The 20,271-nt window shown below is 60.0% G+C and carries 21 protein-coding genes and 2 pseudogenes; 8 read left to right on the forward strand and 15 right to left on the reverse strand.

Annotated features, from left to right (window positions below):
* Positions 1-23: 23 nt before the first annotated feature.
* Positions 24-665 (reverse strand): DUF1109 domain-containing protein, encoded by a 642-nt coding sequence (locus V5E99_RS30035; RefSeq protein WP_499806106.1) that lies wholly within the window; start codon positions 663-665, stop codon positions 24-26.
* Entirely contained in the window at positions 662-1,234 is a 573-nt protein-coding gene (locus V5E99_RS30040; protein ID WP_499806107.1) for a sigma-70 family RNA polymerase sigma factor, read from the reverse strand. Before V5E99_RS30040 ends, V5E99_RS30035 begins: the two co-directional genes overlap by 4 nt.
* A 237-nt stretch (positions 1,235-1,471) precedes the next feature.
* Between V5E99_RS30040 and V5E99_RS30045 the strand changes: the two genes are divergently transcribed.
* From V5E99_RS30045 to tnpB, 6 genes and pseudogenes are all read left to right on the forward strand, one after another.
* Entirely contained in the window at positions 1,472-1,744 is a 273-nt protein-coding gene (locus V5E99_RS30045; protein WP_499806108.1) for a BufA1 family periplasmic bufferin-type metallophore, read from the forward strand.
* A 27-nt stretch (positions 1,745-1,771) separates the two neighbouring features.
* Positions 1,772-2,626: an MNIO family bufferin maturase gene (gene bufB / locus V5E99_RS30050; RefSeq protein WP_499806109.1), complete on the forward strand. Its 855-nt coding sequence runs from the start codon at positions 1,772-1,774 to the stop codon at positions 2,624-2,626.
* Positions 2,623-3,387: an HvfC/BufC family peptide modification chaperone gene (locus V5E99_RS30055; protein ID WP_499806110.1), complete on the forward strand. Its 765-nt coding sequence runs from the start codon at positions 2,623-2,625 to the stop codon at positions 3,385-3,387. The genes bufB and V5E99_RS30055 overlap by 4 nt, the downstream gene beginning before the upstream one ends.
* A gap of 34 nt (positions 3,388-3,421) precedes the next feature.
* Positions 3,422-3,895 (forward strand): DoxX family protein, encoded by a 474-nt coding sequence (locus V5E99_RS30060; protein WP_499806112.1) that lies wholly within the window; start codon positions 3,422-3,424, stop codon positions 3,893-3,895.
* A 320-nt stretch (positions 3,896-4,215) separates the two neighbouring features.
* A pseudogene (locus tag V5E99_RS30065) lies at positions 4,216-4,305 on the forward strand (hypothetical protein); the annotation flags it as partial.
* Between the two features lie 46 nt (positions 4,306-4,351).
* Complete coding sequence (tnpB, locus tag V5E99_RS30070) at positions 4,352-4,555, forward strand: IS66 family insertion sequence element accessory protein TnpB (protein WP_499806126.1); 204 nt, start codon at positions 4,352-4,354, stop codon at positions 4,553-4,555.
* 77 nt (positions 4,556-4,632) lie between these two features.
* Here the strand turns inward: tnpB and V5E99_RS30075 are convergent.
* The 9 genes and pseudogenes from V5E99_RS30075 to V5E99_RS30115 form a co-directional block, all read right to left on the reverse strand.
* Positions 4,633-5,559, reverse strand: a pseudogene (locus V5E99_RS30075) (MFS transporter); the annotation flags it as partial.
* An 88-nt stretch (positions 5,560-5,647) separates the two neighbouring features.
* A complete protein-coding gene (locus V5E99_RS30080; protein WP_499806113.1) occupies positions 5,648-6,661 on the reverse strand; it encodes a sugar kinase in 1,014 nt (337 codons plus the stop codon).
* Positions 6,654-7,436 carry a sugar phosphate isomerase/epimerase family protein gene (locus V5E99_RS30085; RefSeq protein ID WP_499806114.1) on the reverse strand — a complete coding sequence of 261 codons (783 nt, stop codon included), beginning with the start codon at positions 7,434-7,436 and terminating at the stop codon, positions 6,654-6,656. Before V5E99_RS30085 ends, V5E99_RS30080 begins: the two co-directional genes overlap by 8 nt.
* A 105-nt stretch (positions 7,437-7,541) precedes the next feature.
* Complete coding sequence (locus V5E99_RS30090) at positions 7,542-8,567, reverse strand: LacI family DNA-binding transcriptional regulator (protein ID WP_499806115.1); 1,026 nt, start codon at positions 8,565-8,567, stop codon at positions 7,542-7,544.
* 138 nt (positions 8,568-8,705) lie between these two features.
* Positions 8,706-9,314, reverse strand: coding sequence for a LysE family translocator (locus V5E99_RS30095; RefSeq protein ID WP_499806116.1), 609 nt, complete (start codon positions 9,312-9,314; stop codon positions 8,706-8,708).
* Between the two features lie 53 nt (positions 9,315-9,367).
* Positions 9,368-10,207 carry an AraC family ligand binding domain-containing protein gene (locus V5E99_RS30100; protein WP_499806117.1) on the reverse strand — a complete coding sequence of 280 codons (840 nt, stop codon included), beginning with the start codon at positions 10,205-10,207 and terminating at the stop codon, positions 9,368-9,370.
* A 77-nt stretch (positions 10,208-10,284) separates the two neighbouring features.
* Positions 10,285-10,926, reverse strand: a complete 642-nt coding sequence (locus V5E99_RS30105; protein ID WP_429528891.1) for a DUF1345 domain-containing protein — start codon at positions 10,924-10,926, stop codon at positions 10,285-10,287.
* Positions 10,927-11,083: 157 nt separating this feature from the next.
* Positions 11,084-14,179, reverse strand: a complete 3,096-nt coding sequence (locus tag V5E99_RS30110; RefSeq protein ID WP_499806118.1) for a multidrug efflux RND transporter permease subunit — start codon at positions 14,177-14,179, stop codon at positions 11,084-11,086.
* 15 nt (positions 14,180-14,194) lie between these two features.
* On the reverse strand, positions 14,195-15,352 hold the full coding sequence (locus V5E99_RS30115) for an efflux RND transporter periplasmic adaptor subunit (protein ID WP_499806119.1): 1,158 nt from the start codon (positions 15,350-15,352) through the stop codon (positions 14,195-14,197).
* Positions 15,353-15,621: 269 nt separating this feature from the next.
* On the opposite strand from V5E99_RS30115, the gene V5E99_RS30120 reads away from it, so the two are divergent.
* Together V5E99_RS30120 and V5E99_RS30125 are read left to right on the forward strand one after the other, a co-directional pair.
* Positions 15,622-16,323, forward strand: a complete 702-nt coding sequence (locus tag V5E99_RS30120) for a response regulator (RefSeq protein WP_499806120.1) — start codon at positions 15,622-15,624, stop codon at positions 16,321-16,323.
* Positions 16,324-16,327: 4 nt separating this feature from the next.
* Entirely contained in the window at positions 16,328-17,629 is a 1,302-nt protein-coding gene (locus V5E99_RS30125) for an ATP-binding protein (RefSeq protein WP_499806121.1), read from the forward strand.
* Between the two features lie 51 nt (positions 17,630-17,680).
* On the opposite strand, the gene pncA is transcribed toward V5E99_RS30125, so the two are convergent.
* From pncA to V5E99_RS30145, 4 genes are read right to left on the reverse strand one after another with little or no spacing between them, the layout of a single operon-like run.
* On the reverse strand, positions 17,681-18,322 hold the full coding sequence (pncA, locus tag V5E99_RS30130) for a bifunctional nicotinamidase/pyrazinamidase (protein ID WP_499806122.1): 642 nt from the start codon (positions 18,320-18,322) through the stop codon (positions 17,681-17,683).
* A 50-nt stretch (positions 18,323-18,372) separates the two neighbouring features.
* Complete coding sequence (locus tag V5E99_RS30135) at positions 18,373-19,149, reverse strand: anti-sigma factor family protein (RefSeq protein WP_499806123.1); 777 nt, start codon at positions 19,147-19,149, stop codon at positions 18,373-18,375.
* Entirely contained in the window at positions 19,146-19,643 is a 498-nt protein-coding gene (locus V5E99_RS30140; protein ID WP_499806124.1) for an RNA polymerase sigma factor, read from the reverse strand. The genes V5E99_RS30135 and V5E99_RS30140 overlap by 4 nt, the downstream gene beginning before the upstream one ends.
* 54 nt (positions 19,644-19,697) lie before the next feature.
* A complete protein-coding gene (locus V5E99_RS30145) occupies positions 19,698-20,228 on the reverse strand; it encodes a tetratricopeptide repeat protein (protein WP_499806125.1) in 531 nt (176 codons plus the stop codon).
* Positions 20,229-20,271 lie beyond the last annotated feature (43 nt).

Genomic DNA, 20,271 nt, shown 5'->3' on the forward strand with positions numbered 1-20,271 from the left:
ATTGTTGTCGTTATCCTGACTGTCTACCAGCGCAGCCAGAGCTGTCCGAGTAACGCACCTATCATGGTCGGCACCAGCATCCCCAATGCGTACCATATCCCCCAAAATGGCACTTCCATCTCGGGGCAGTGCAGGGAATATGCAATCGTCGCCATTGCACCGGCGAGTAGTCCGCCGCAGGCACCCGCCAGTTTCAGGCGAGTTGGTGCGAGACCGCCTAATGCCCAGAACACAGCAATAAATCCCGGAATTGACAGCAAGGTTATATTGAGTGCGCATACTCGCCAGGTTTTTCCGAGGATGATCGCGACTCGAGCATCAGGTGCGGCCACCATGAGTACATAGATGGAGCCGATCCACACCGCGGCGACTGCGGCAATGATCAACAGATTCCCAGAGCCCGGAGCCATGCCCGGTCTCGCCAGCCGCATCACCATGCTCAGCACACCAATCATCAGGCAAAGCGGAAAGGCGATTTTCGCCCAGAAGATCGGTGTTGCCATAACCTGATCCAGATCTGGACGAATGCCCATTATTACCACTACGAGCATAGTGGCGCCCAAGAGGCCAGCCAGCACCGCGCCGCTGAATCGCTTAGCGAGCGTCCTACGGTCAACCGGGGTCACGCCCGACGCGAGCATGGAAATAAAATCATCAGTACTCATCGTGCACCTCTAACTCTTGACGCCAGTGCTTTCAGCCCACGGTGTATGCCTATCTTCACTGCAGACTCAGTTAGCCCCATCATTCGAGCGGTTTCAGCAACAGACAACCCCTCAAGTTTCACGTGCACGATAGGTAGACGCTGACGTTCAGGTAGCTGCTCAAGCAACATGCGGAGGTCTCGACTGGTCTGTGCAGGTTCAAGATGCGGCTCAGAAAATAGTTCTGCCGCATCGTCAAGGGAATCATTGAACACGTCATGACGTGACCTGCCTCGGAAAAAGTCAGCGAGCTTGTAGCGAGCAATGGCAAAAACCCACGCCGTCAGCGGTTGATCAATCCGATAAGTCTGGCGCGCATTATGAACGGCCAGCAAAACCTCTTGCAGCAAATCCTCGACTTCACTAGGTCGCTGCTGAAGCCTCGAGCGTAAAAAGCCGCGAAGATGACCACTTAACTCCGATAAAAACGTTCGATAAGCCCGCTCGTCTCCGTCCAGACCTGCGAGGAACAGAGCCTGAAGGTGGAGCTCTCGGCTGCGTAAAACGTCGTTATGTGTAGTTCGTTCCATCATTCGCTCTGGTTACACGAAGGGTAAAAAATATCTTGTTCCTGCTAATGACGGGCAGCGGATCTTACATGCGGTTTCCCGGCATAAGGTGACAGGCGAATCATTTTTGCTGGCCTGAGACATATTTTGCGGTCGCTGTAACCGGATGTGAAAAACCATCGAACTACCTTTTGGATCGCAAGCACAGTGCCCAAGCTCTGATGCGACGACCAACCCCCATCATTTGGAGACAGAACCATGAACAATCTCAAACTTGCCGCCCTCGCTGTTGCCTTCTCTTCATTCGCTGCAGGTGCGATGGCCGCAGAGACTCCTGCCGCAGCGGGCGCCATGGAGAAATGTTACGGCGTTTCCCTGGCCGGTAAGAACGATTGCAAGGCGGGCGCAGGTACCACCTGTGCAGGCACCGCCAAAGTGGACTACCAGCCTAATGCCTGGAAAAACGTTCCTGTGGGTACTTGTACCTCCATCAAAACACCAAAAGGCATGGGCACTCTCGCGCCTATGTAATCGTAATACCACGGGGGCTCACCAATCATGAGAACTGATTTCCAGATGGGGGCCGGACTTGGCCTGAAACCGCACCATTACCCAGACGCGCTTGACTGCAAGGCTGAGGGACTCTGGTTCGAAGTTCATCCGGAAAACTACATGGTAGGTGGTGGCCCCCGTCTGGCATGGCTGGAGGCGATTGGGAGCCAACATCCGCTGTCGCTGCACGGTGTTTCACTTTCACTTGCTGCCGATTGCCCGCCGGACGAAAACCATTTGAAGCGCCTGAAAGCACTGGCCGATCTCGTTCAGCCCGCATTGATTTCCGAACACCTAGCCTGGTCAGCATGGCGCGGTCAGTATCATCCTGACCTACTGCCATTCCCTCGTACGGTCGAGGCATTGCAGCGCATCGTAAGCAATATCCAACGTACACAAGACGCCCTAGGACGTCCTATCGCAATTGAAAACCCCACCCATTACCTACACCTGGATGGTCATGATTTCAGCGAACTCGACTTTTTGACCGAGCTGAGCGTGAGAACTGGCTGTGGGTTACTGCTGGATGTCAACAACATACACATCAGCGCGCATAACCTGGGCTTCGATGCGGCGACGTATTTGGATGCCTTCCCGGCCAAGCCGATTGTGGAAATCCATTTGGCAGGCCACGCAGTGGATCCGGGAGATACGCGGTTGCTGATAGACACTCACGATGCCCCCATCGCTGACGCAGTCTGGTCGCTGTATCAACGCGTTATTGAACGGATCGGCATGCGCCCGACCTTGATCGAGCGCGACGACCATATCCCAGGATTCGACGTCTTGCTGGCCGAACGAGACAGAGCACAGGCTCTGTTGAGCATCGGGAACAAGCGACCATCGGAAGTGACGATATGAACACCTCACTCGAAAGCTTTCAGGATGCATTCGTCGATGCGTTATATGAGCGAAATTCGACTGGAATGACTGCTCTAATCGAACAGCCCGGTTTTTTGGTGTACCGCAATACTGTATTGAAAGGATCGACGGACGCATTACTTGCAAACTTTCCCACAGTAGAGCGCTTGGTCGGTACAGAGTGGCTCAAGGCCGCCGCAGCGATCTATGCCCGGCAGTCGCCACCCACGGATTCCCGACTGCTGCACTACGGCGCTGATTTCCCGGACTTTCTCGACGCTTTTGAGCATGCGCGAGAAATGTCTTATCTGGGCGACGTCGCCCGCCTGGATCTGCTCTGGACACAAGTCCATTGCGCTAAAGATGAGCCCGACATTGATCCGAGCGCATTTGCGAGCATGCCCCAAAAGGACTTGGCCCGCAGCCTGCTCACACCGAGGGCCGCTTTCCGTTGGGCGTGGTTCCCAGACCACCCCGTCTACACTATCTGGCGCTTCAATCGCGAACAGCGGGACATGCCCGACGAACTCAACTGGCGCGGCGAAGGTGCGCTTCTAACGCGCAAGCAAGGCCGGGTTTGTTGGGAGGCCGCCAGTGCTGCGGATTGCACGTTTCTAGACGCCTGCGCGGCACACCTGCCGCTTGAACTGGCCGCAGAAAAAGCCCTTGAAGTTCAGCCTGATTTGGATCTGGAAGACCTCATTGTCCGCTTGTTCAGAGCCGACGCATTCGCCGCTGTAAGCATCCATAGCTCTTCCTGAAGACTTAACACCAACTTAACCAACGGAGCACATCATGGACGTGATACGAAATACTTCGTCCGTAGCCGACAAATCATTGCGTGGCATGTGGAACCGCATTGCAGACCGACTTGGCTTAATGTTTGGTGACTCACTATTGGTGCTGGTTGCTCGCCTATCCATCGCGGCCATTTTCTTTATGTCAGGACGCACCAAAGTCAGTGGATTTTTGACGATCACACCCAGTACCTATGAGCTGTTCCGCACAGAATACTCACTGCCATTTATCTCTCCGGAACTGGCCGCGCATCTCGCTACCTACAGTGAGCATTTGTTTCCCCTGCTTCTTGTGCTGGGCCTGTTCTCACGACTATCAGCATTCGCGTTACTGGGCATGACTTTAGTAATTCAGGTCTTTATCTACCCTGACGCTTGGCCAATACACCTTTCCTGGGCAGGCCTGCTACTGCTCATCGTTGCACGTGGTGGAGGTGCAATATCGCTGGATCGACCACTCGGCATCAAGTAATGCTTTGACTGCTATACACTCTCGGATAGCCACCTCTTGGCGACATCATGGTCGAAAAAGTGGACGCGCTCGTTTACTTGAACGTCTGGAGGCTGAGGAAATTTCTGCGCCTATCGAGTTCGGCACCATCGGCAAAAAGGCCGACACACCCAACGAACTATCAAGATGACAGTGGTTGCCTATACCGGCGATACGGTGAAGACCCACGATGTTAGCTGGCAAGCGTTTAAACCGTAAGCGGTCCACCGTGTACACATTCAAAGCTGCCAGTTGAAGCCTGGTGCTGTGCTCCCGATATCCATCAGGAGCCCGCAACCATGATGCGTCCCGACGCCAAAGTCGAAAAGGTCTACCTCTACCCCAAGCAAGTGGACTTCCGAAAATCCATCGACGGCCTCGCAGCCCTGGTGGAGTTGGATATCAAGGTCGCCGTGTTCGATCCCGCTTTTCTTTTTTCTGAATCGCCACCACAGTCGAGTGAAAATCCTCTATTGGGAGCGCAACGGGTTTTGCCTTTGGCTCAAGCAGCAATTTGGGGGGTATGTGTCTGGGTGCTCCATCACCTCTAGATCGGTACATGTCATGACCATCGCGCTGAACGCAGTGGCGCCCAGACTATTCCATTTGCGGGGTTCAGCAGAACACGCTCGAAAAACCTAAAAATAGTTACTAAGGTTAAAGCATTGAATTACATTGATAAAATCAAAGCTAACGGTTAATTAGGGTCCAGAACTGTTCGAGGCGATCAGCAGCGGCGGCCAGACGAAACGTTTGCGCTTCTGCAACTTATCCGAGCCCCAGGACACCGCGAGCATGCCGATGACTGCCGCCAGATAAGGCAGGGCCGACAGCCAGCCTGCCTCGACCATGTCCATTTGCAACCCCGCCTTGAGGATCGACGGCAGCCACAGCACAAAGCCATAAACGCCAATGCTCCAGCAGAAAAACTGCAAGGCCAGCACGATGACTTTCGGCGAGCGAAAGGCTTCGGCGTAATTCTTCACCGCTTTGATTCCGACTTGTTCGGCGGCGAGAGCGCTTTCCAGATCGTGTTTTTCCTGGTCGCTGAGCCACTTGGCCTGGGCCGGACGCTCGTCGGCCAGGCGCCACCAGATAAACGCCCACAGGACTGCCGGCAAACCTTCAACGATAAACATCCAGCGCCAGCTGAAATGCTGCACCAGGTAACCCGAGACCACCGACATCCACAGCATGGTCACCGGGTTGCCGAGGATCAGAAAGGTGTTGGCGCGCGAACGTTCGGCACGGGTGAACCAGTGGCACAGGTACACCAGCATCGCCGGCATCACCGCCGCTTCGACCACGCCGAGCATGAAGCGAATGACGATCAACCAATAGGCGTTGGAGACAATCCCGGTCAGGGTAGCGAGACCGCCCCAGAGGATCAGGCTGACGAAAATCAGCTTCTTCACGCTGTGTTTCTGCGCATAGATCGCGCCCGGCACCTGGAAGAAAAAGTAACCGAGGAAGAACAGCGCACCGAGCATCGACGACAGGCCCGGAGTGATCATCAGGTCGGCGGCCATCCCGGAGGCGGCGGCGAACCCGTAGTTGGCGCGGTCCAGGTACGCCAGGCTGTAGGTGATAAACACGATGGGCATGATGTACCACCAGCGGCGGGCGGCGAGTGTTGCGGTTTTCATGATGGTGCTCCTGAGCTTGTTGTTTTTGTTGCAGCAGGTAACGAATCTTTGGTGACTGTGCGGGCCTCTTCGCGTGCAAGCCTTGCTCCTACAGGGATTGGGGCATGTCCGTAATCGATGGTCGACGCCTGTCCTGTAGGAGCAAAGCTTGCTCGCGATCGGCGCCTGGACATTCAGCATCCATTTCAAGTCGGGTCGGCAACCCCTCCATATCCCCGCGACTCTGCACCGCGCGGCTGCCAATCCAGTTGGCGCGCTTCACGGCGTCGGCAAAGCTGTGGTTTTCCAGCAAGGCGCTGATCATCCCGACGGCAAAGCCATCGCCAGCGCCCACGGTGTCGACCACGGTTTGCACGGGCACACCCGCGACGAAACCCTGATCCAGGTGCGTACGGTAATAGGCACCGTGGGGCCCAAGTTTGATCGCCACCGCTTCCGCGCCTTGATCGAGGTAAAACGCCGCGATGTCCGCCGGGTCGTCGAAACCGGTGAGCAAACGACCTTCGCTCAACCCTGGCAGTACCCAGTGGGCGAGAGCGGCGAGGCGATTGATCTCGGTGATCATCTGTTGTTCGCTGGCCCACAGGCTCGGGCGCAGATTCGGGTCGAAGGACACACTGCGCCCGGCTTCACGCATGCGGGTCATCAGTTCGAACGACATCTCCCGAGCGGTGGCGGAAAGCGCCGGGGGAATGCCGGTGGCGTGCAAGTGCCGGGCGCTCAATAGCTGTGGAGTAATCGATTGCAGCGACAAGTGACTGGCCGCCGACCCGCGACGGAAATACTCGACCACCGGATCGCTGCCATCGTCGGTGCGCGACTTGAGCTGAAAACCGGTGGGGTACGCGGGGTCGGTCTCGACATGGCGGCAATCCAGGCCTTCCTTTTCCAGCGTATCGATGACGAAGCGACCCAAGGAGTCAGCTCCGACCCGGCTCAGCCAGGCAACGTTGAACCCCAGTCGCGACAAACCGATGGCGACGTTGCTGTCGGCCCCGGCGATGCGTTTATGAAAGTGGCCGACGTCGGCCAGGTCACCGTTCTGCTCGGCGACAAACATCGCCATGGTTTCGCCGAACGACAGAATATCGATCTCAGACATGGGCGCTCTCCAACCGTGATTGACCGAGGCGGGCGAGAGTGGCGACGTGTTCGGTGGTCAGTTGCACCAAGTCATCGCCTTGCAGCGGATATTCAGCGGCCCGCATGATGCCTTGGGCCATGTGCCGCAGCAGTTGTTCCCACAAATGCAGGTCGGCGGCACCGGGCGGTATCGCCACGAGTTTGCCGTCGGCGCGGCGGGCCACCGCTTTGCAATGCACGTAGCCGACATGCCGGCCGAGCAACCGCGCGGCGTTGGCGGCGGACTGGTCCTGCCATTGCCAGTTGCCGATGTCGAAGGTCATTTTGATCGGCAGGTTGTGCTGCTCGATTTCATTAAAGAAGCGCTGGAACGGTTCGATGCGTCCGCCGTGCAAGGTCTGGTCGTTTTCCACCAGCAACTGCACCGGGCTTTGGCTCAACTGTCGGGCCAGAACCTGGAGATCGTTGTTGTCCGTGAAGTAACCGAGGGAGACTTTCAGCCATTTGGCGCCGAAGGTCTGGGCCCGTTGCAGGGTGATGAGCAACTCGGGATTGGGTTTGGATTGTCCGGCCAGCCACAGCTCCATCGGCGAGGAATACACGCTCTCCAGCCCTTGAGCCTGCGTGGCGTCGGCCAATTGCGCCGGGTCTTCAACGGTCAGCAATTCTTCACGCCATTCGATGCGCGTGGCGCCGGCGGCGGCCAGTACATCGATGAAACTGCCTTGGCCGCGTTGGCGGACCAGGTCGGCGCCGTAGCTCGACAGGCTGATGGAAACGGGTGGTTTATTCATTGTTATCTACCTCTGAAACCGGTTTCATTTTTGTTCAAAAAAAGGGGTGATTTGAGCGCCACCCCTCTGTAGGAGCGAGGCTTGCCCGCGATGAGGCCCTCACATTCAACGCAAATCTCCAACCGTCGATCCACGCACCACCAACCGCGCCGCAAAATCCAGCGTCCGCACGGGCCCGACATCCCCGCGCAGCCGCTTGAGCAAACACTCAAACGCACTCGCGCCAATCTCCGCGGTGGGCTGGGCGAGGGCGGTAATCCCGCTGCCTACCAACGGGTACCAATCCAGGTCATCGAGGGCGATCAGGCCGATGTCGTCAAACAGCTTGCACCCCAACTCACGCAACGAATGGGTACTGGCCAGCGCGGCAATGCCGTTGGCACAGAACAACGCCTTCGGGCCTGGGCCGGGAGTATCGAGGAAGGTTTTCAAGCGCGAAGTCAGGTCGCTGCCCGTTTCCACCACCGCACCTTGCAGCGCTGTACGCTGATCGATCTGTGCCTTGAAACTGCTGACCCGCTCAATCCTCGAACTGGTGCCGTCAAAGGGTTCAGTCACCAGCAGCACATCGCGGTAGCCGCGCTCTTCAAGGTGGGCGAGGGCCATTTCGACGGCGGCCGGGTTGTCCAGGCCCACCAGATCGCTTTCGAGCTGCTCGACCTTGCGGTCCACCAGCACCAGCGGCATTTCCCGGTGCAATTCGCGCAGTTCATCGCGGTGATGCCCCAGGGTGTTCACGATCAAGCCTTCGATGTTGTAGGAGCGCAGTAACGCCAAGTGCTGACGTTCCTGCTCGTCATCGCGGTCGGTGTTGCACACCACCAGGCTGTAGCCGTGCTGACGGCACGCGGTTTCCACGCCATGCATCACGGCAATTGAATAAGGGTTACGGATATCGGCCACCAGCATGCCGATCAGGCGGGTGCGCCCGCGTTTAAGGCCACGGGCCATCTGGTTGGGGCGGTAGCCCAATTCGCTGATCGCCTGCTCGATGCGCAAGGCGATGGCATCGGAGAGCAGGGCACGGTCATCGCCGATGAAACGCGAGACGCTGGCCTTGGAGACGCCCGCGTGTTCGGCGACATCGAGCATGGTCACGCGGCTGCGCTGGGCGGCGGAAAAAGTGTTCACGGTCTGAAACCTTCTTATTGGATTTATTAGGCTCCGCGCGTTGGCGCTGCGCTGAAACCGGTTTCAGGAAACACCAAAACCAAATCAGCCGTCAAGTGAATGGTTGATTGTCTTGCCATCGACACCGACCGGCGGCCATCACAGCAACACACTTAGCCACGTCGAGCCCAGCAACAGCAGGGCCATCAGCCGGTTGAAACGCTGCATCGCCCGAGGCGAGCGCAACCACCGTGAGGAACCCGCCCCCAGCAGCGCCCACACACTCAGGCAGGGCAGGGAAATCAGGAAAAACACCAGTGACAAGCAGGCCACATGCGCCAAGCGTTGCTCGCCGGCCCCGGAGAACACGCTGACGACAGCCAGCGCCATCATCCAGGTTTTCGGGTTGATCAGTTGCAGGCTGGCGGCGCCGAGCATGCCGAGCCGTGCCTGGGGAGCTTGGGTATTGATGGTCGGGGCGGGGGCGAAAAAAATCTGCCAGGACAAATAACTCAGCCACGCCACACCGGCCCACTGCATCGCGGTTTGTACGCCGGGCAGCGAGGTCAGCGAAGAACCGGCGCCCGTACCGACCAGCAACACGATGGTTGCCGCACTGGTGCAGGCCCCGAAGATAATCGGGACCGCCGCAGGCAAGCCGTATCGGGCACTGTTGCTCAGCACCAGAATGTTGGTCGGGCCGGGCGTGATCGAGGCCACGAACGCAAACAGCAGGAAGGGCAGTAACGTCGGGAACGAGGACAGCATCGCGGGCAAACTCCAGTAAAGATCAACGAAACCGATCTTCACAATCGCGAGGCTTACCTGTCTGGAAGATTTGAGCAGCGCTTGCGGTACGTCGCCGGGGTCAGCCCATAGGCCCGGACAAACCAGCGTCCCAGATGACTCTGATCGGCAAACCCCAACTCCATGGCCACTGCCGCCGGTTGCGAGCCGCTGGCAAGCATTCGTCGGGCCTTGGACAGGCGCAGTTGCACCAGATAGGCGTGGGGGGCCAAACCGTAGGCAGCCTTGAAGGCGCGGGTCAGGCGAAAGCGATCAACACCGCTGGCGGCGGCCAGTTGATCCAGACCAATGTCGAGGTGCGCATTGGCGTGCAGATAGTCCCGGGCCTTTTGCGCCACCAGCGGCAGACGCGGGTCCTCGCTGTAGCGGATGCGCCAGTGCAGGTGACTGGTCAGGCGTCCGAGCAAACCATCGAGGGCCGTCTGGCGGACGATCTTCAACTCGCCGCTGTGCAACGTCTGGAAGGCCAGGCTGGTGGCCAGGGCCAGTTGCGGGTCGGCGGTCAGGGTGTTGGCGAAACTCAATTGGCTGTTGGGCGGCGCGTTTTCGAACAACGCGGACAACTCCCGTTCCAGCCATTGCGGGTCGAGGTAGAGCATGCGGTAAGTGAAACCGTCCTCGGTGGGCGCTTCGCCGTCGTGGATGTCGCCGGGTTGCAGTAGAAACACCTTGCCCGGCGTGCTTTGGTGCCTGGCCCGCCGGCAATTGAATTGCTGCACGCCTTGCTCGGTGACGCCCACCAGGTAACTGTCATGCCAGTGGGGGTCGTAGGCGTGGCCCTCGAAATGCGCGCGCAAGGTTTCGATGCCGGTGTCGGCGTCCTGGGCCAGGTCGATCCAGTTGTGCGGGGGCATGTTGCACCTGTGAGGCGGATTACCGACTTATTTAACGCCGGCAATGCGACGGATGCCTAGAACGTTTGTGCAGCCCTCTAGCTGAACAGCCCCGCCGCGATGTTGATTGAAAACCCGAGAATGGCCGTGTTGAACACAAAACCGATCAACGATTGCGCCAGCACAATCTTGCGCAAGCCTCGGGTGGCCACGCCGACATCCGCCGTCTGCACGGCCACGCCGATGGTGAACGAGAAATACAGGAAGTCCCAATAGTTGGGCGTAGTCAGGCCTTCGGCGAAGCGCAACGCCGGTTCCTTGCCGTCCCAGGTGTAGAACAGCCGGGCATAGTGCACGCTGAAGATCACCCCGATCAGCAACCATGAACCGATGACCGTGGCGGCGGTGAAGGCGTAATGCAGCAGTTTGCGCGAGGTTTCCAGGTCTTTGCTGCCGGCCAGTTCGAAGGTGATGGTCGCCAGGCTGGCAATCGCCGCGATGCACACCACAAACAGCACCAGCCCGGCGTTTTCATCTTCAATTTCGGCTAGGCGTTTGACGTCCGGCGCTTTGGCGCGGGTCGCCAGCCAGACCATCAACACCAGGTAAGTCCAGACCCCGGCGTTCCAGCCGATGAGGATTTTACTGATGACCGAATCGGCCGGGGCCAGAATGCCTACCGCGATACCGAGGGTGGCTGCGGCAGACAGGCGAGGGTGGGTGCGGGCGAGGAGCGGCATGAGAACTCACAGAAACAGAATTCCACCCACCATAGCTCAGGTCACCGGGCTTTTGTAGGCGCTGCCGAAGGCTGCGATCTTTTGATTTTGGATTTGATTTTTAAAATCAAGATCAAAAGATCGCAGCCTTCGGCAGCTCCTACGGGGGGATGGGCCATTACTTTTTGTGGCGGGTCTTGACCAGCTTCATCACCACCACAAAAAACACCGGCACAAACAGCACCGCCAGGGTCGCAGTGATCATGCCGCCGATCACCCCAGTGCCGATGGCTTGCTGGCTCGCCGAACTGGCCCCGGTGGCAATCGCCAGGGGCACCACGCCGAGGATGAACGCCAGCGAGGTCATCACAATCGGTCGCAACCGCAGGCGTGCGGCTTGCAGCGTGGCGTCGATCAGGTCGTGACCTTCGTCGTACAGGCTCTTGGCGAATTCGATGATCAGGATCGCGTTCTTCGCCGACAACCCGATGATGGTGATCAGCCCGACCTTGAAGAACACGTCGTTCGGCATCCCGCGCAACGTCACCGCCAATACCGCGCCGAGTACCCCGAGCGGAACCACCAGCAACACCGAGGTCGGAATCGACCAGCTCTCATACAGCGCCGCCAGGCACAGGAACACGATCAGCAGCGATAACCCGAGCAGAATCGGCGCCTGACTGCCGGACAAGCGTTCCTGCAACGACAATCCTGTCCATTCCTGGCCCAGGCCTGCCGGGCCTTGCGCGACCAACCGTTCGATTTCGGCCATGGCTTCACCGGTGCTGTGGCCCGGTTTCGGTTCGCCGGAAATGCTGATCGCCGGATACCCGTTGTAGCGAGTCAACTGCGCCGGGCCTTGGGTCCATTTGGCCTGGACGAAGGCGGACAGCGGGACCATTTTCCCGGCGTTGTTGCGCACGTGAATCTTCAGCAGGTCTTCGACCTGACTGCGCCGATCGCCTTCCGCTTGCACGACAACCCGCTGCATCCGCCCCTGATTGGGAAAGTCGTTGATGTAGGTCGAACCGACGGCCGTGGACAACACGCTGCCCACGTCGGCGAATGACACGCCAAGGGCATTGGCTTGCTTGCGGTCGACTTCCAGTTGCACCTGCGGCGCTTCTGCCAGGGCGCTTTCGCGCACGTTCATCAGGATCGGACTTTTCTCCGCCGCCGCCAGCAATTGGCTGCGCGCCTCCATCAACGTGGCATGGCCGAGGCCGCCGCGATCCTGCAAGCGGAACTCGAAACCACTGGAGGTACCGAGGCCGTCCACCGGCGGCGGCAACACCGCAAACACCACGGCGTCCTTGATCTGGCTCAGGGCGGCGTTGGCACGGTCGGCAATCGAAGTGGCCGAGTCGTCGCTGCTGCGCTCGGACCAGTCCTTCAACGTGGTAAACGCCAGCGCCGCATTCTGCCCGCTGCCGGAGAAGCTGAAACCGAGAATCACTGTGCTGTCGCCGACGCCGGGTTCGGTGGCGTTGTGCGCTTCGATCTGCTCGACCACTTTCACCGTGCGGTTCTTGCTCGCACCGGGCGGCAGTTGAATGTCGGTGATGGTGTAACCCTGGTCTTCCACCGGCAGGAACGAGGAGGGCAGGCGACTGAAACACAGGCCCAGTCCGATCAGCAGCACGCCGTAGATCAGCAGGTAACGCCCGGTGCGTTTCAGCGCATAGGCGACCCAGCCCTGATAACGCACAGTCAGTTGTTCAAAACGTCGGTTGAACCAACCAAAGAAACCGCCCTTTTCGTGATGCTCGCCTTTGGCAATCGGCTTGAGCAGCGTGGCGCAGAGGGCCGGGGTCAAGGTTAGGGCGAGGAACGCCGAGAACAAAATCGAAGTGGCCATGGACAACGAGAACTGCTGATAGATAACCCCCACCGATCCCTGCATGAACGCCATCGGAATAAACACCGCCACCAGCACCAGGGTGATGCCGATGATGGCGCCGGTGATCTGCTTCATCGCCTTGCGCGTCGCTTCCTTGGGCGACAGACCCTCGGTGACCATGATCCGTTCGACGTTCTCCACCACCACAATCGCGTCGTCCACCAGGATGCCGATGGCCAGCACCATGCCGAACATGGTCAGCACGTTGATCGAGAACCCTAGCGCCAGCATGGTCGCGAACGTACCCATCAGTGCCACCGGCACCACCAGCGTCGGGATCAGCGTGTAGCGGATGTTTTGCAGGAACAGGAACATCACCGCAAACACCAGCAGCATCGCCTCGCCCAGGGTGTAGACCACTTTGGTGATCGAGACTTTGACGAACGGCGAGGTGTCGTACGGAATCTTGTATTCGACGTTGGCCGGGAAGTAGCGCGACAACTCGTCCATCTTCGCCCGTACGGCGGTGGCGGTGCTCAAGGCATTGGCCCCGGGCGAGAGTTGCACGCCGACGGCGGTCGACGGCTTGCCGTTCAAACGGGTGCCGAACTGGTATTCCTGGCTGCCGATTTCAACCCGCGCCACATCGGCGATGCGCACCGTGGAGCCGTCAGGATTGGCCTTGAGCACGATGTCGGCGAACTCTTCGGGCGTCGACAACTGGCCCTTGACCACGATGGTCGCGGTAATTTCCTGGGTGCTGCGGGTTGGCAGGTCGCCGATGCTGCCCGCCGAGACCTGGGCGTTCTGCGCAACAATCGCCGCATTCACGTCGGCGGGCGTGAGGTTGAAACCAATCAGTTTCTGCGGGTCGATCCAGATCCGCATCGCCCGTTCGGCGCCGTATAGCTGCGCTTTGCCGACGCCGTCCAGGCGCTTGATCTCGTTCATCACGTTGCGCGCCAGGTAATCGCTGAGCGCTACGTCGTCGAGTTTGCCGTCATTGGAGGTCAGGGTGATCAGCAGCAGGAAGCCGGAAGAGACTTTCTCCACCTGCAAACCCTGTTGGTTCACCGCTTGCGGCAGGCGCGACTCCACGACTTTGAGGCGGTTTTGCACATCGACCTGGGCCATTTCCGGGTTGGTTCCCGGTTGAAACGTGGCTTTGATCGTGGCGCTGCCGAGGCTGCTCTGGGATTCGAAATACAACAGGTGATCGGCGCCGTTGAGTTCTTCCTCAATCAGGCTGACCACGCTTTCGTCGATGGTTTGCGCCGAGGCGCCGGGGTACGTGGCGTTGATTTCAATCTGCGGCGGCGCGACGTCGGGGTACTGCGCCACCGGCAACTGCGGGATGGCCAGGGCACCGGCCAGCAGGATGAACAACGCAACCACCCAGGCAAACACCGGACGGTCGATAAAGAACTGCGGCATAAAAAAGCGTCCTGCTTACTGACCAGTCGCCTGGGCAAGTGGAAGAGGGGTGTCGTCGATCTGGACTTTCTCGCCGGGCTTGGCGTGTTGCAGGCCTTCGATAACGATGCGATCGCCCGGTTTCAGGCCGCCGGTCACGATCCAGCGATCGTTCTGCACCGCGCCCAGTTGCACCGGTTGCTGGCCGATGCGCTGCTCAGCGTCGAGCAGCAGCACTTGGGCGACACCGGCGCTGTCACGCTGGATGGCCCGCTGCGGCACGCTGATGCCTTGCTGGTTGACCGCTTGTTCAACGCGCACACGCACAAAGCTGCCGGGCAGCAAGTCGAGGTCCGGGTTGGGGAATTCGCTGCGCAGGATGATCTGGCCGGTGCCCGGGTCGACCGTGATGTCGGTGAACAGCAATTTGCCCGGCAGCGGATAGAGGCTACCGTCATCCTGAATCAGCGTGGCTTTGGCCTGGCCTTGGCCGACTTGCTGCAACTGGCCGGAACGGAACGCGCGGCGCAGGTCGTTGAGTTCACGGGTCGATTGGGTCAGGTCGGCGTGGATGGGGTTGAGTTGCTGGATCAGCGCCAGTGGCGTGGTTTCGTTCTGCCCGACCAGCGCGCCCTCGGTCACCAGCGCACGGCCGACGCGCCCGGAAATCGGTGCGGTGACGGTGGCGTAACCCAGGTTCAGCTTCGCCCGCGCCACGGCCGCTTTATTCGCGGCCACGTCAGCGGCGGTTTGCCGGGCATTGGCCCGGGCGTTGTCGTAGTCCTGGCCGCTGATGGCGTTGCCTTCGATCAACTGCGAATAGCGCTGTTCCTGCAATTTGGCCTGGAAGGCATTGGCCTCGGCCTTGCGCAGCGCGGCTTCGGCACTGTCCAGGTCGGCCTTGAACGGCGCCGGGTCGATGCGGAACAGCACTTCGCCCTGTTTCACGTCACTGCCTTCGCGGAAGGTCCGTTGCAGCACGACGCCGGCCACCCGGGCGCGGACTTCGGCGATACGCGGCGCGGCAATCCGCCCGCTCAATTCGCTGCTGATCGACAGGGGCCGGGCTTCGATGGTTTCGACCCGCACCGTCGCCAGGGGCGCCGCTTCTTCGGCGGTCGAGGACTTGTCACAAGCGCTCAGTGTCAACGCCAGTGCAAGCAGGCTGAGCGTGGCAAGCAGATTCTTTGACATGTGAATACCCCAATAATGACCCCCGGCATCCTACGGGGAGGCGACGAGGGTAGCGGTGAAGCTTTGTAGGCGCTGTGTGAAATTGTGTAAGGGTTTTACGCTTAGACGTGCGAGGGCGTATATCCTTTGCCGCTTGATTCATTCTGCGACTGTCAGATCGCCTTCGCGGGCAAGCCTCGCTCCTACAGGGGATGCGATACCTCCGTAGGAGCGGGGCTTGCCCGCGAAGAGGCCGGACCCGTCGCCACCGAACTTTCTGGAAACACCCCATGCCCAACATCCTTCTGGTCGAAGACGACACCGCGCTCTCCGAACTGATTGCCAGCTATCTGGAGCGCAACGGCTATTGCGTCAGCGTGATCAGTCGCGGCGACCAGGTGCGCGAACGTGCCCGGGTCAATCCGCCGGACCTGGTGATCCTCGACCTGATGCTGCCAGGCCTCGACGGCCTGCAAGTCTGCCGCCTGCTGCGCGCCGACTCGGCGACGCTGCCGATCCTGATGCTCACCGCCCGGGATGACAGCCACGACCAAGTGCTGGGCCTGGAAATGGGCGCCGACGACTACGTCACCAAACCCTGCGAGCCCCGGGTATTGCTGGCCCGGGTGCGCACCCTGTTGCGGCGCAGCAGCCTCGGCGAACCGCAAACCGCCAACGATCGCATCCTGATGGGTAACCTGTGCATCGACTTGTCCGAGCGCACCGTGACCTGGCGCGAGCAATTGGTGGAGCTGTCCAGCGGTGAATACAACCTGCTGGTGGTGCTGGCCCGGCATGCCGGCGAAGTGCTGAGCCGCGACCAGATCCTGCAACGCCTGCGCGGCATCGAGTTCAACGGCACTGACCGCTCGGTGGACGTAGCGATCTCCAAACTGCGGCGCAAATTCGACGACCATGCCGGCGAGGCGCGCAAGATCAAGACTGTGTGGGGCAAGGGTTACCTGTTCAGCCGCTCCGAGTGGGAATGCTGAAGCGATGTTCAGAATCCTCTTTCGCCTGTACCTGGTGACGATCGTTTCGTACAGCGCGGCGATCTACCTGGTGCCGGATGTGGTGATCAAGCTGTTCCATGAGCGCTTTGTCACCTACAACCTTGATTATTCCCGTGGCTTGCAAACCCTGATCGTCAAACAGTTTCATGCGGTGCCGACGGATCAGTGGCCGGCCCTGGCGGCAGAGATGGACAAGGAGTTCCAGCCGCTGCACATCCTGCTGACTCGCAACGACGACGCCGAACTGACCCCGGATGAACAGGCGCGTTTGCAACGCGGCGAAAACGTGGTGCGCATCGGCGATTGGGGCTGGCGCACCCTGTCCGTGTCTCCGTTGAACGAGCAGAGCGTCGTGCAAATGGTGGTGCCGCCGGACCCGCTGGACGTCAATTTGCTGTACTGGAGCATCAACGTGCTGATCGGCGCGACCATGCTCGCGTGCCTGTTGCTGTGGTTGCGTCCGCACTGGCGCGACCTCGAACGCCTCAAGGGCACGGCGGAACGCTTTGGTAAAGGTCACTTGGGTGAGCGTACGAAAATATCCCCTAACTCAAATATCGGCAGCCTGGCCAACGTGTTCGACACCATGGCTGGCGATATCGAAAACCTGCTGAATCAGCAACGGGACTTGCTCAACGCGGTGTCCCACGAATTGCGCACGCCGCTGACCCGACTGGATTTCGGCCTGGCCCTGGCGCTCTCCGATGACATGCCGGCACCGAGCCGCGAACGCCTGCAAGGCTTGGTCGCGCACATTCGGGAACTGGATGAGTTGGTGCTGGAACTGCTGTCCTACAGCCGCCTGCAAAATCCGGCGCGGTTGCCCGAGCAGGTTGAAGTGTCGCTGGATGAGTTCATCGACAGCATTTTGGGCAGCGTGGATGAAGAGCTGGAATCGCCGGACATCGTGATCGACGTGCTGCTGCATGGTCAGTTGGAGCGCTTTTCCCTTGACCCACGGCTGACCGCGCGGGCGATTCAGAACCTGCTGCGCAATGCCATGCGCTACTGCGAAAAACGCATTCAGATCGGCGTGCAAGTGTGCGCCAAAGGCTGCGAGATCTGGGTCGATGACGACGGAATCGGGATTCCGGAGGATGAGCGCGAGCGGGTGTTCGAGCCGTTTTATCGATTGGACCGCAGCCGTGATCGGGCCACTGGTGGATTTGGTCTGGGCCTCGCCATCAGCCGCCGCGCCCTGGAAGCCCAGGACGGGACGCTGACAGCCGAAGCCTCACCGCTGGGCGGGGCGCGGTTTCGGTTGTGGTTGCCGACACCGGCCTGATTCCAGTATCGGCAACAACCCATGCCCCCTCGCCACAATCACAGTGGAGTATTACTCCAGTATCTCGGCGGATTGAATCAGCCCAACCCCTGCCACCTGCATCCGCTCAATCGCCGCAGCCAGCGACCCCCCGAGATCAATTGCCCGGCAGGCATCCAGAATCACAAACGTGTTAAACCCCGCCGCCCGCGCATCCAGCGCCGAAAACATTACGCAGAAGTCCAGCGCCAGCCCGACCAGATAAACCGTATCGATCCCGCGCTCCTTCAAGTACCCGGCCAACCCGGTTGGGGTGGTGCGGTCGGCCTCCAGAAACGCCGAATAACTGTCGATGTCCGGATTGCAGCCCTTGCGGATGATCAGTTGGGCGTGGGGCAAGTCCAGGTCCGCGTGCAACTCGGCGCCGGGCGTATCCCGCACGCAATGGACCGGCCACAGCGTCTGCTCGCCGTAAGGCAGTTGAATCACCTCGAAAGGCTTGCGGTCCGGGTGGCTGGCGGCGAAAGAAGCGTGGCCCGGCGGGTGCCAGTCCTGGGCGATGACTACCTGCCTGAACTGGCCGCCCAGTCGATTGATCAACGGCACAATCAAGTCACCTTCGGGCACGGCCAACTGGCCGCCGGGGATGAAGTCGTTCTGCACGTCGATGACCAGCAACGCCGTGCGTGAAGCGTTAAGTGAGGGATGTGGCATGGGTGGGTTCCTCCCTGGATGTCAGGCGCCAAGCTTAGTGAAGATTAGCGTCATGCGCTCAGCCGGCCTCGCAACACCTTGGCCATGTCCTCGAGATCCGTCATTGAGTTACGTCCGATCAGCATCCAGGCGTGCTCCAGGTCAGCCCAGTACACGATGTTCATCTCGTGCCGGCGTTCCTGGGCAAAGTGCCGGCTGCCGTTGTTGGAACGGGTGACGCACAGCGCCATCGGGCCGTGGACCGGGTCGAGGTAGGTGATCTGGGCGATGGGCTTGCCGTCGTACTCGAGGATTTGCGCGCGTTTGAGCGCAAGGTTCGGCAGCGCCAGTTGCGCCGGCGCCAGGGTCAGGCCCAAACGGGCGTCGATGGTGCGCAGTTGCGCACGTTGGGCCGCTTCGTCGTTGGGCAGGTGTTCCAGGGTTTGCGGTACGTAGAGCGACATGTAGTGCGCCACCAGTCCACGCCAGTTGCTTTTCTGCTGGCTCAATTGCCAGCCGAGAAACAATCGGTCCGCCACCACGCTGCTCACCACCAGACCGGCGGCGGCTGCCAGAAACCAGCGCCGGCTCAGGGCTGGACGGGCAGGGCTGGGCAAGGTGTCGAGCATGGCTTGCAAACGCTCCATCGGCGCTTGCTGCCCCAATTCATCGTAGGCGTGCTGGAACGGCAGGCTGCTGCGGGCCAGCCATTGCAGGCGCAGGTTGAGCGTCGGGTCTTCGTCGATGGCGGCGTCGATACGGATGCGCTGTTCGGCGTCGAGCTGGTCGTCGAGGTAGGCCACCAACTGTTCATCCGACGGTATTGTCGGTGGTGAGTGGTCGTTCATCGACGTTCTCCCGTGGTTGGGTTCGGTACGGATTGCAGGGGCGGGTACTCCGCGAGTTTCAGGCGAGCGGTGGCCAGTCGGCTCATGACGGTGCCGATGGGCACTTGCAACACCTCTGCCACTTCGCGGTAGGACAAGCCTTCGACATACGCCAGGTACACCGTTTCGCGCTGGGTTTCGGGCAGGGCATCGACGCGTCGGATCACCTGCGCGGCCAACACATGGGTTTGCGCCGCGTGCTCGCCGTCGAACGACAGCGCCTCGTCGGCGTTCACCAGCCCTTGCCCCAGTCGTACGCGACGGGCACGCACTTCATTGAGCCAGATCGAGTGCAAGATACTCAGCAGCCAGCGATCCATGCGCGTACCCGGCACAAATTGCCCGGACCGTTCGAGCGCTCGCACGCAGGTGGCTTGCACCAGATCTTCGGCCACATGCCGTTGCCGGGACAGCAGCAAGCCGTAGCGCCATAACCGCGCCAGATGCTGGCCCAACTCTGTTCTAAATGCCTGATCGCTGGCGATGGCGACCTCCGTCCGTTCGGTGTGTCAGGTTTTCGATGAATCGTTGATGGCTTCGGCCAGGTCCTGGTATTCCTCGCAGGTACTGCCGCAGATCGACTTGATGCGCTGCAACTGCTCCTGAGCAAGGTCCAGGCGACCCTTGATCACATAGGCCTCGCCGAGGTATTCGCGAACTTGCGCATACTGCGGATCGAGTTTGACCGATTGCAGGTAATAGCCGATGCCTTCGTCGGTGCGGCCCAGTTTACGCGTGGCGTAGCCGCGATAGTTAAGGGCCTTGGCGGTGTTCGGATTTTTCAGCGTGTCGAGCAGCGCCAGGGCCTCTTCGTAGCGACCGTCCTTGGCCAGGCGAAAGGCGTAGTCCACACGGTCGTTGTCCGGCACCAGGCTGCTGGTTTGCAGTACGCACTTGTTCGACTTGCTGTCGAACACCTGACCTTTGGGGCAATTGGGCTTGGCCGGTTCGTCATCGTCGCCGTGGGCGAATGCCTGCATGCTGGACAAGGCCGCGACCAGCAACAGCGGGGCGGTGAAAGCGGCAAAACGGATGTTCATGGGTGAAACTCCATTTACAGAGAAACAGGATACAAACGCTGGT

Origin of the sequence: Janthinobacterium sp. LPB2021202312-11-4 (assembly GCF_037049705.1) — a bacterium.
In the GTDB taxonomy this organism is placed as follows: domain Bacteria; phylum Pseudomonadota; class Gammaproteobacteria; order Pseudomonadales; family Pseudomonadaceae; genus Aquipseudomonas.

What these genes read in the sequence shown, in the direction of transcription:
- V5E99_RS30110 (WP_499806118.1), bottom strand. Translation starts at nt 14,179, where the DNA reads ATGCCGCAGTTCTTTATCGACCGTCCGGTGTTTGCCTGGGTGGTTGCG.
- V5E99_RS30120 (WP_499806120.1), top strand. Translation starts at nt 15,622, where the DNA reads ATGCCCAACATCCTTCTGGTCGAAGACGACACCGCGCTCTCCGAACTG.
- V5E99_RS30080 (WP_499806113.1), bottom strand. Translation starts at nt 6,661, where the DNA reads ATGTCTGAGATCGATATTCTGTCGTTCGGCGAAACCATGGCGATGTTT.
- V5E99_RS30055 (WP_499806110.1), top strand. Translation starts at nt 2,623, where the DNA reads ATGAACACCTCACTCGAAAGCTTTCAGGATGCATTCGTCGATGCGTTA.
- V5E99_RS30125 (WP_499806121.1), top strand. Translation starts at nt 16,328, where the DNA reads ATGTTCAGAATCCTCTTTCGCCTGTACCTGGTGACGATCGTTTCGTAC.
- V5E99_RS30045 (WP_499806108.1), top strand. Translation starts at nt 1,472, where the DNA reads ATGAACAATCTCAAACTTGCCGCCCTCGCTGTTGCCTTCTCTTCATTC.
- V5E99_RS30115 (WP_499806119.1), bottom strand. Translation starts at nt 15,352, where the DNA reads ATGTCAAAGAATCTGCTTGCCACGCTCAGCCTGCTTGCACTGGCGTTG.
- V5E99_RS30085 (WP_499806114.1), bottom strand. Translation starts at nt 7,436, where the DNA reads ATGAATAAACCACCCGTTTCCATCAGCCTGTCGAGCTACGGCGCCGAC.
- V5E99_RS30035 (WP_499806106.1), bottom strand. Translation starts at nt 665, where the DNA reads ATGAGTACTGATGATTTTATTTCCATGCTCGCGTCGGGCGTGACCCCG.
- bufB (WP_499806109.1), top strand. Translation starts at nt 1,772, where the DNA reads ATGAGAACTGATTTCCAGATGGGGGCCGGACTTGGCCTGAAACCGCAC.
- V5E99_RS30145 (WP_499806125.1), bottom strand. Translation starts at nt 20,228, where the DNA reads ATGAACATCCGTTTTGCCGCTTTCACCGCCCCGCTGTTGCTGGTCGCG.
- V5E99_RS30060 (WP_499806112.1), top strand. Translation starts at nt 3,422, where the DNA reads ATGGACGTGATACGAAATACTTCGTCCGTAGCCGACAAATCATTGCGT.
- V5E99_RS30100 (WP_499806117.1), bottom strand. Translation starts at nt 10,207, where the DNA reads ATGCCCCCGCACAACTGGATCGACCTGGCCCAGGACGCCGACACCGGC.
- V5E99_RS30095 (WP_499806116.1), bottom strand. Translation starts at nt 9,314, where the DNA reads ATGCTGTCCTCGTTCCCGACGTTACTGCCCTTCCTGCTGTTTGCGTTC.
- V5E99_RS30040 (WP_499806107.1), bottom strand. Translation starts at nt 1,234, where the DNA reads ATGGAACGAACTACACATAACGACGTTTTACGCAGCCGAGAGCTCCAC.
- V5E99_RS30135 (WP_499806123.1), bottom strand. Translation starts at nt 19,149, where the DNA reads ATGAACGACCACTCACCACCGACAATACCGTCGGATGAACAGTTGGTG.
- pncA (WP_499806122.1), bottom strand. Translation starts at nt 18,322, where the DNA reads ATGCCACATCCCTCACTTAACGCTTCACGCACGGCGTTGCTGGTCATC.
- V5E99_RS30105 (WP_429528891.1), bottom strand. Translation starts at nt 10,926, where the DNA reads ATGCCGCTCCTCGCCCGCACCCACCCTCGCCTGTCTGCCGCAGCCACC.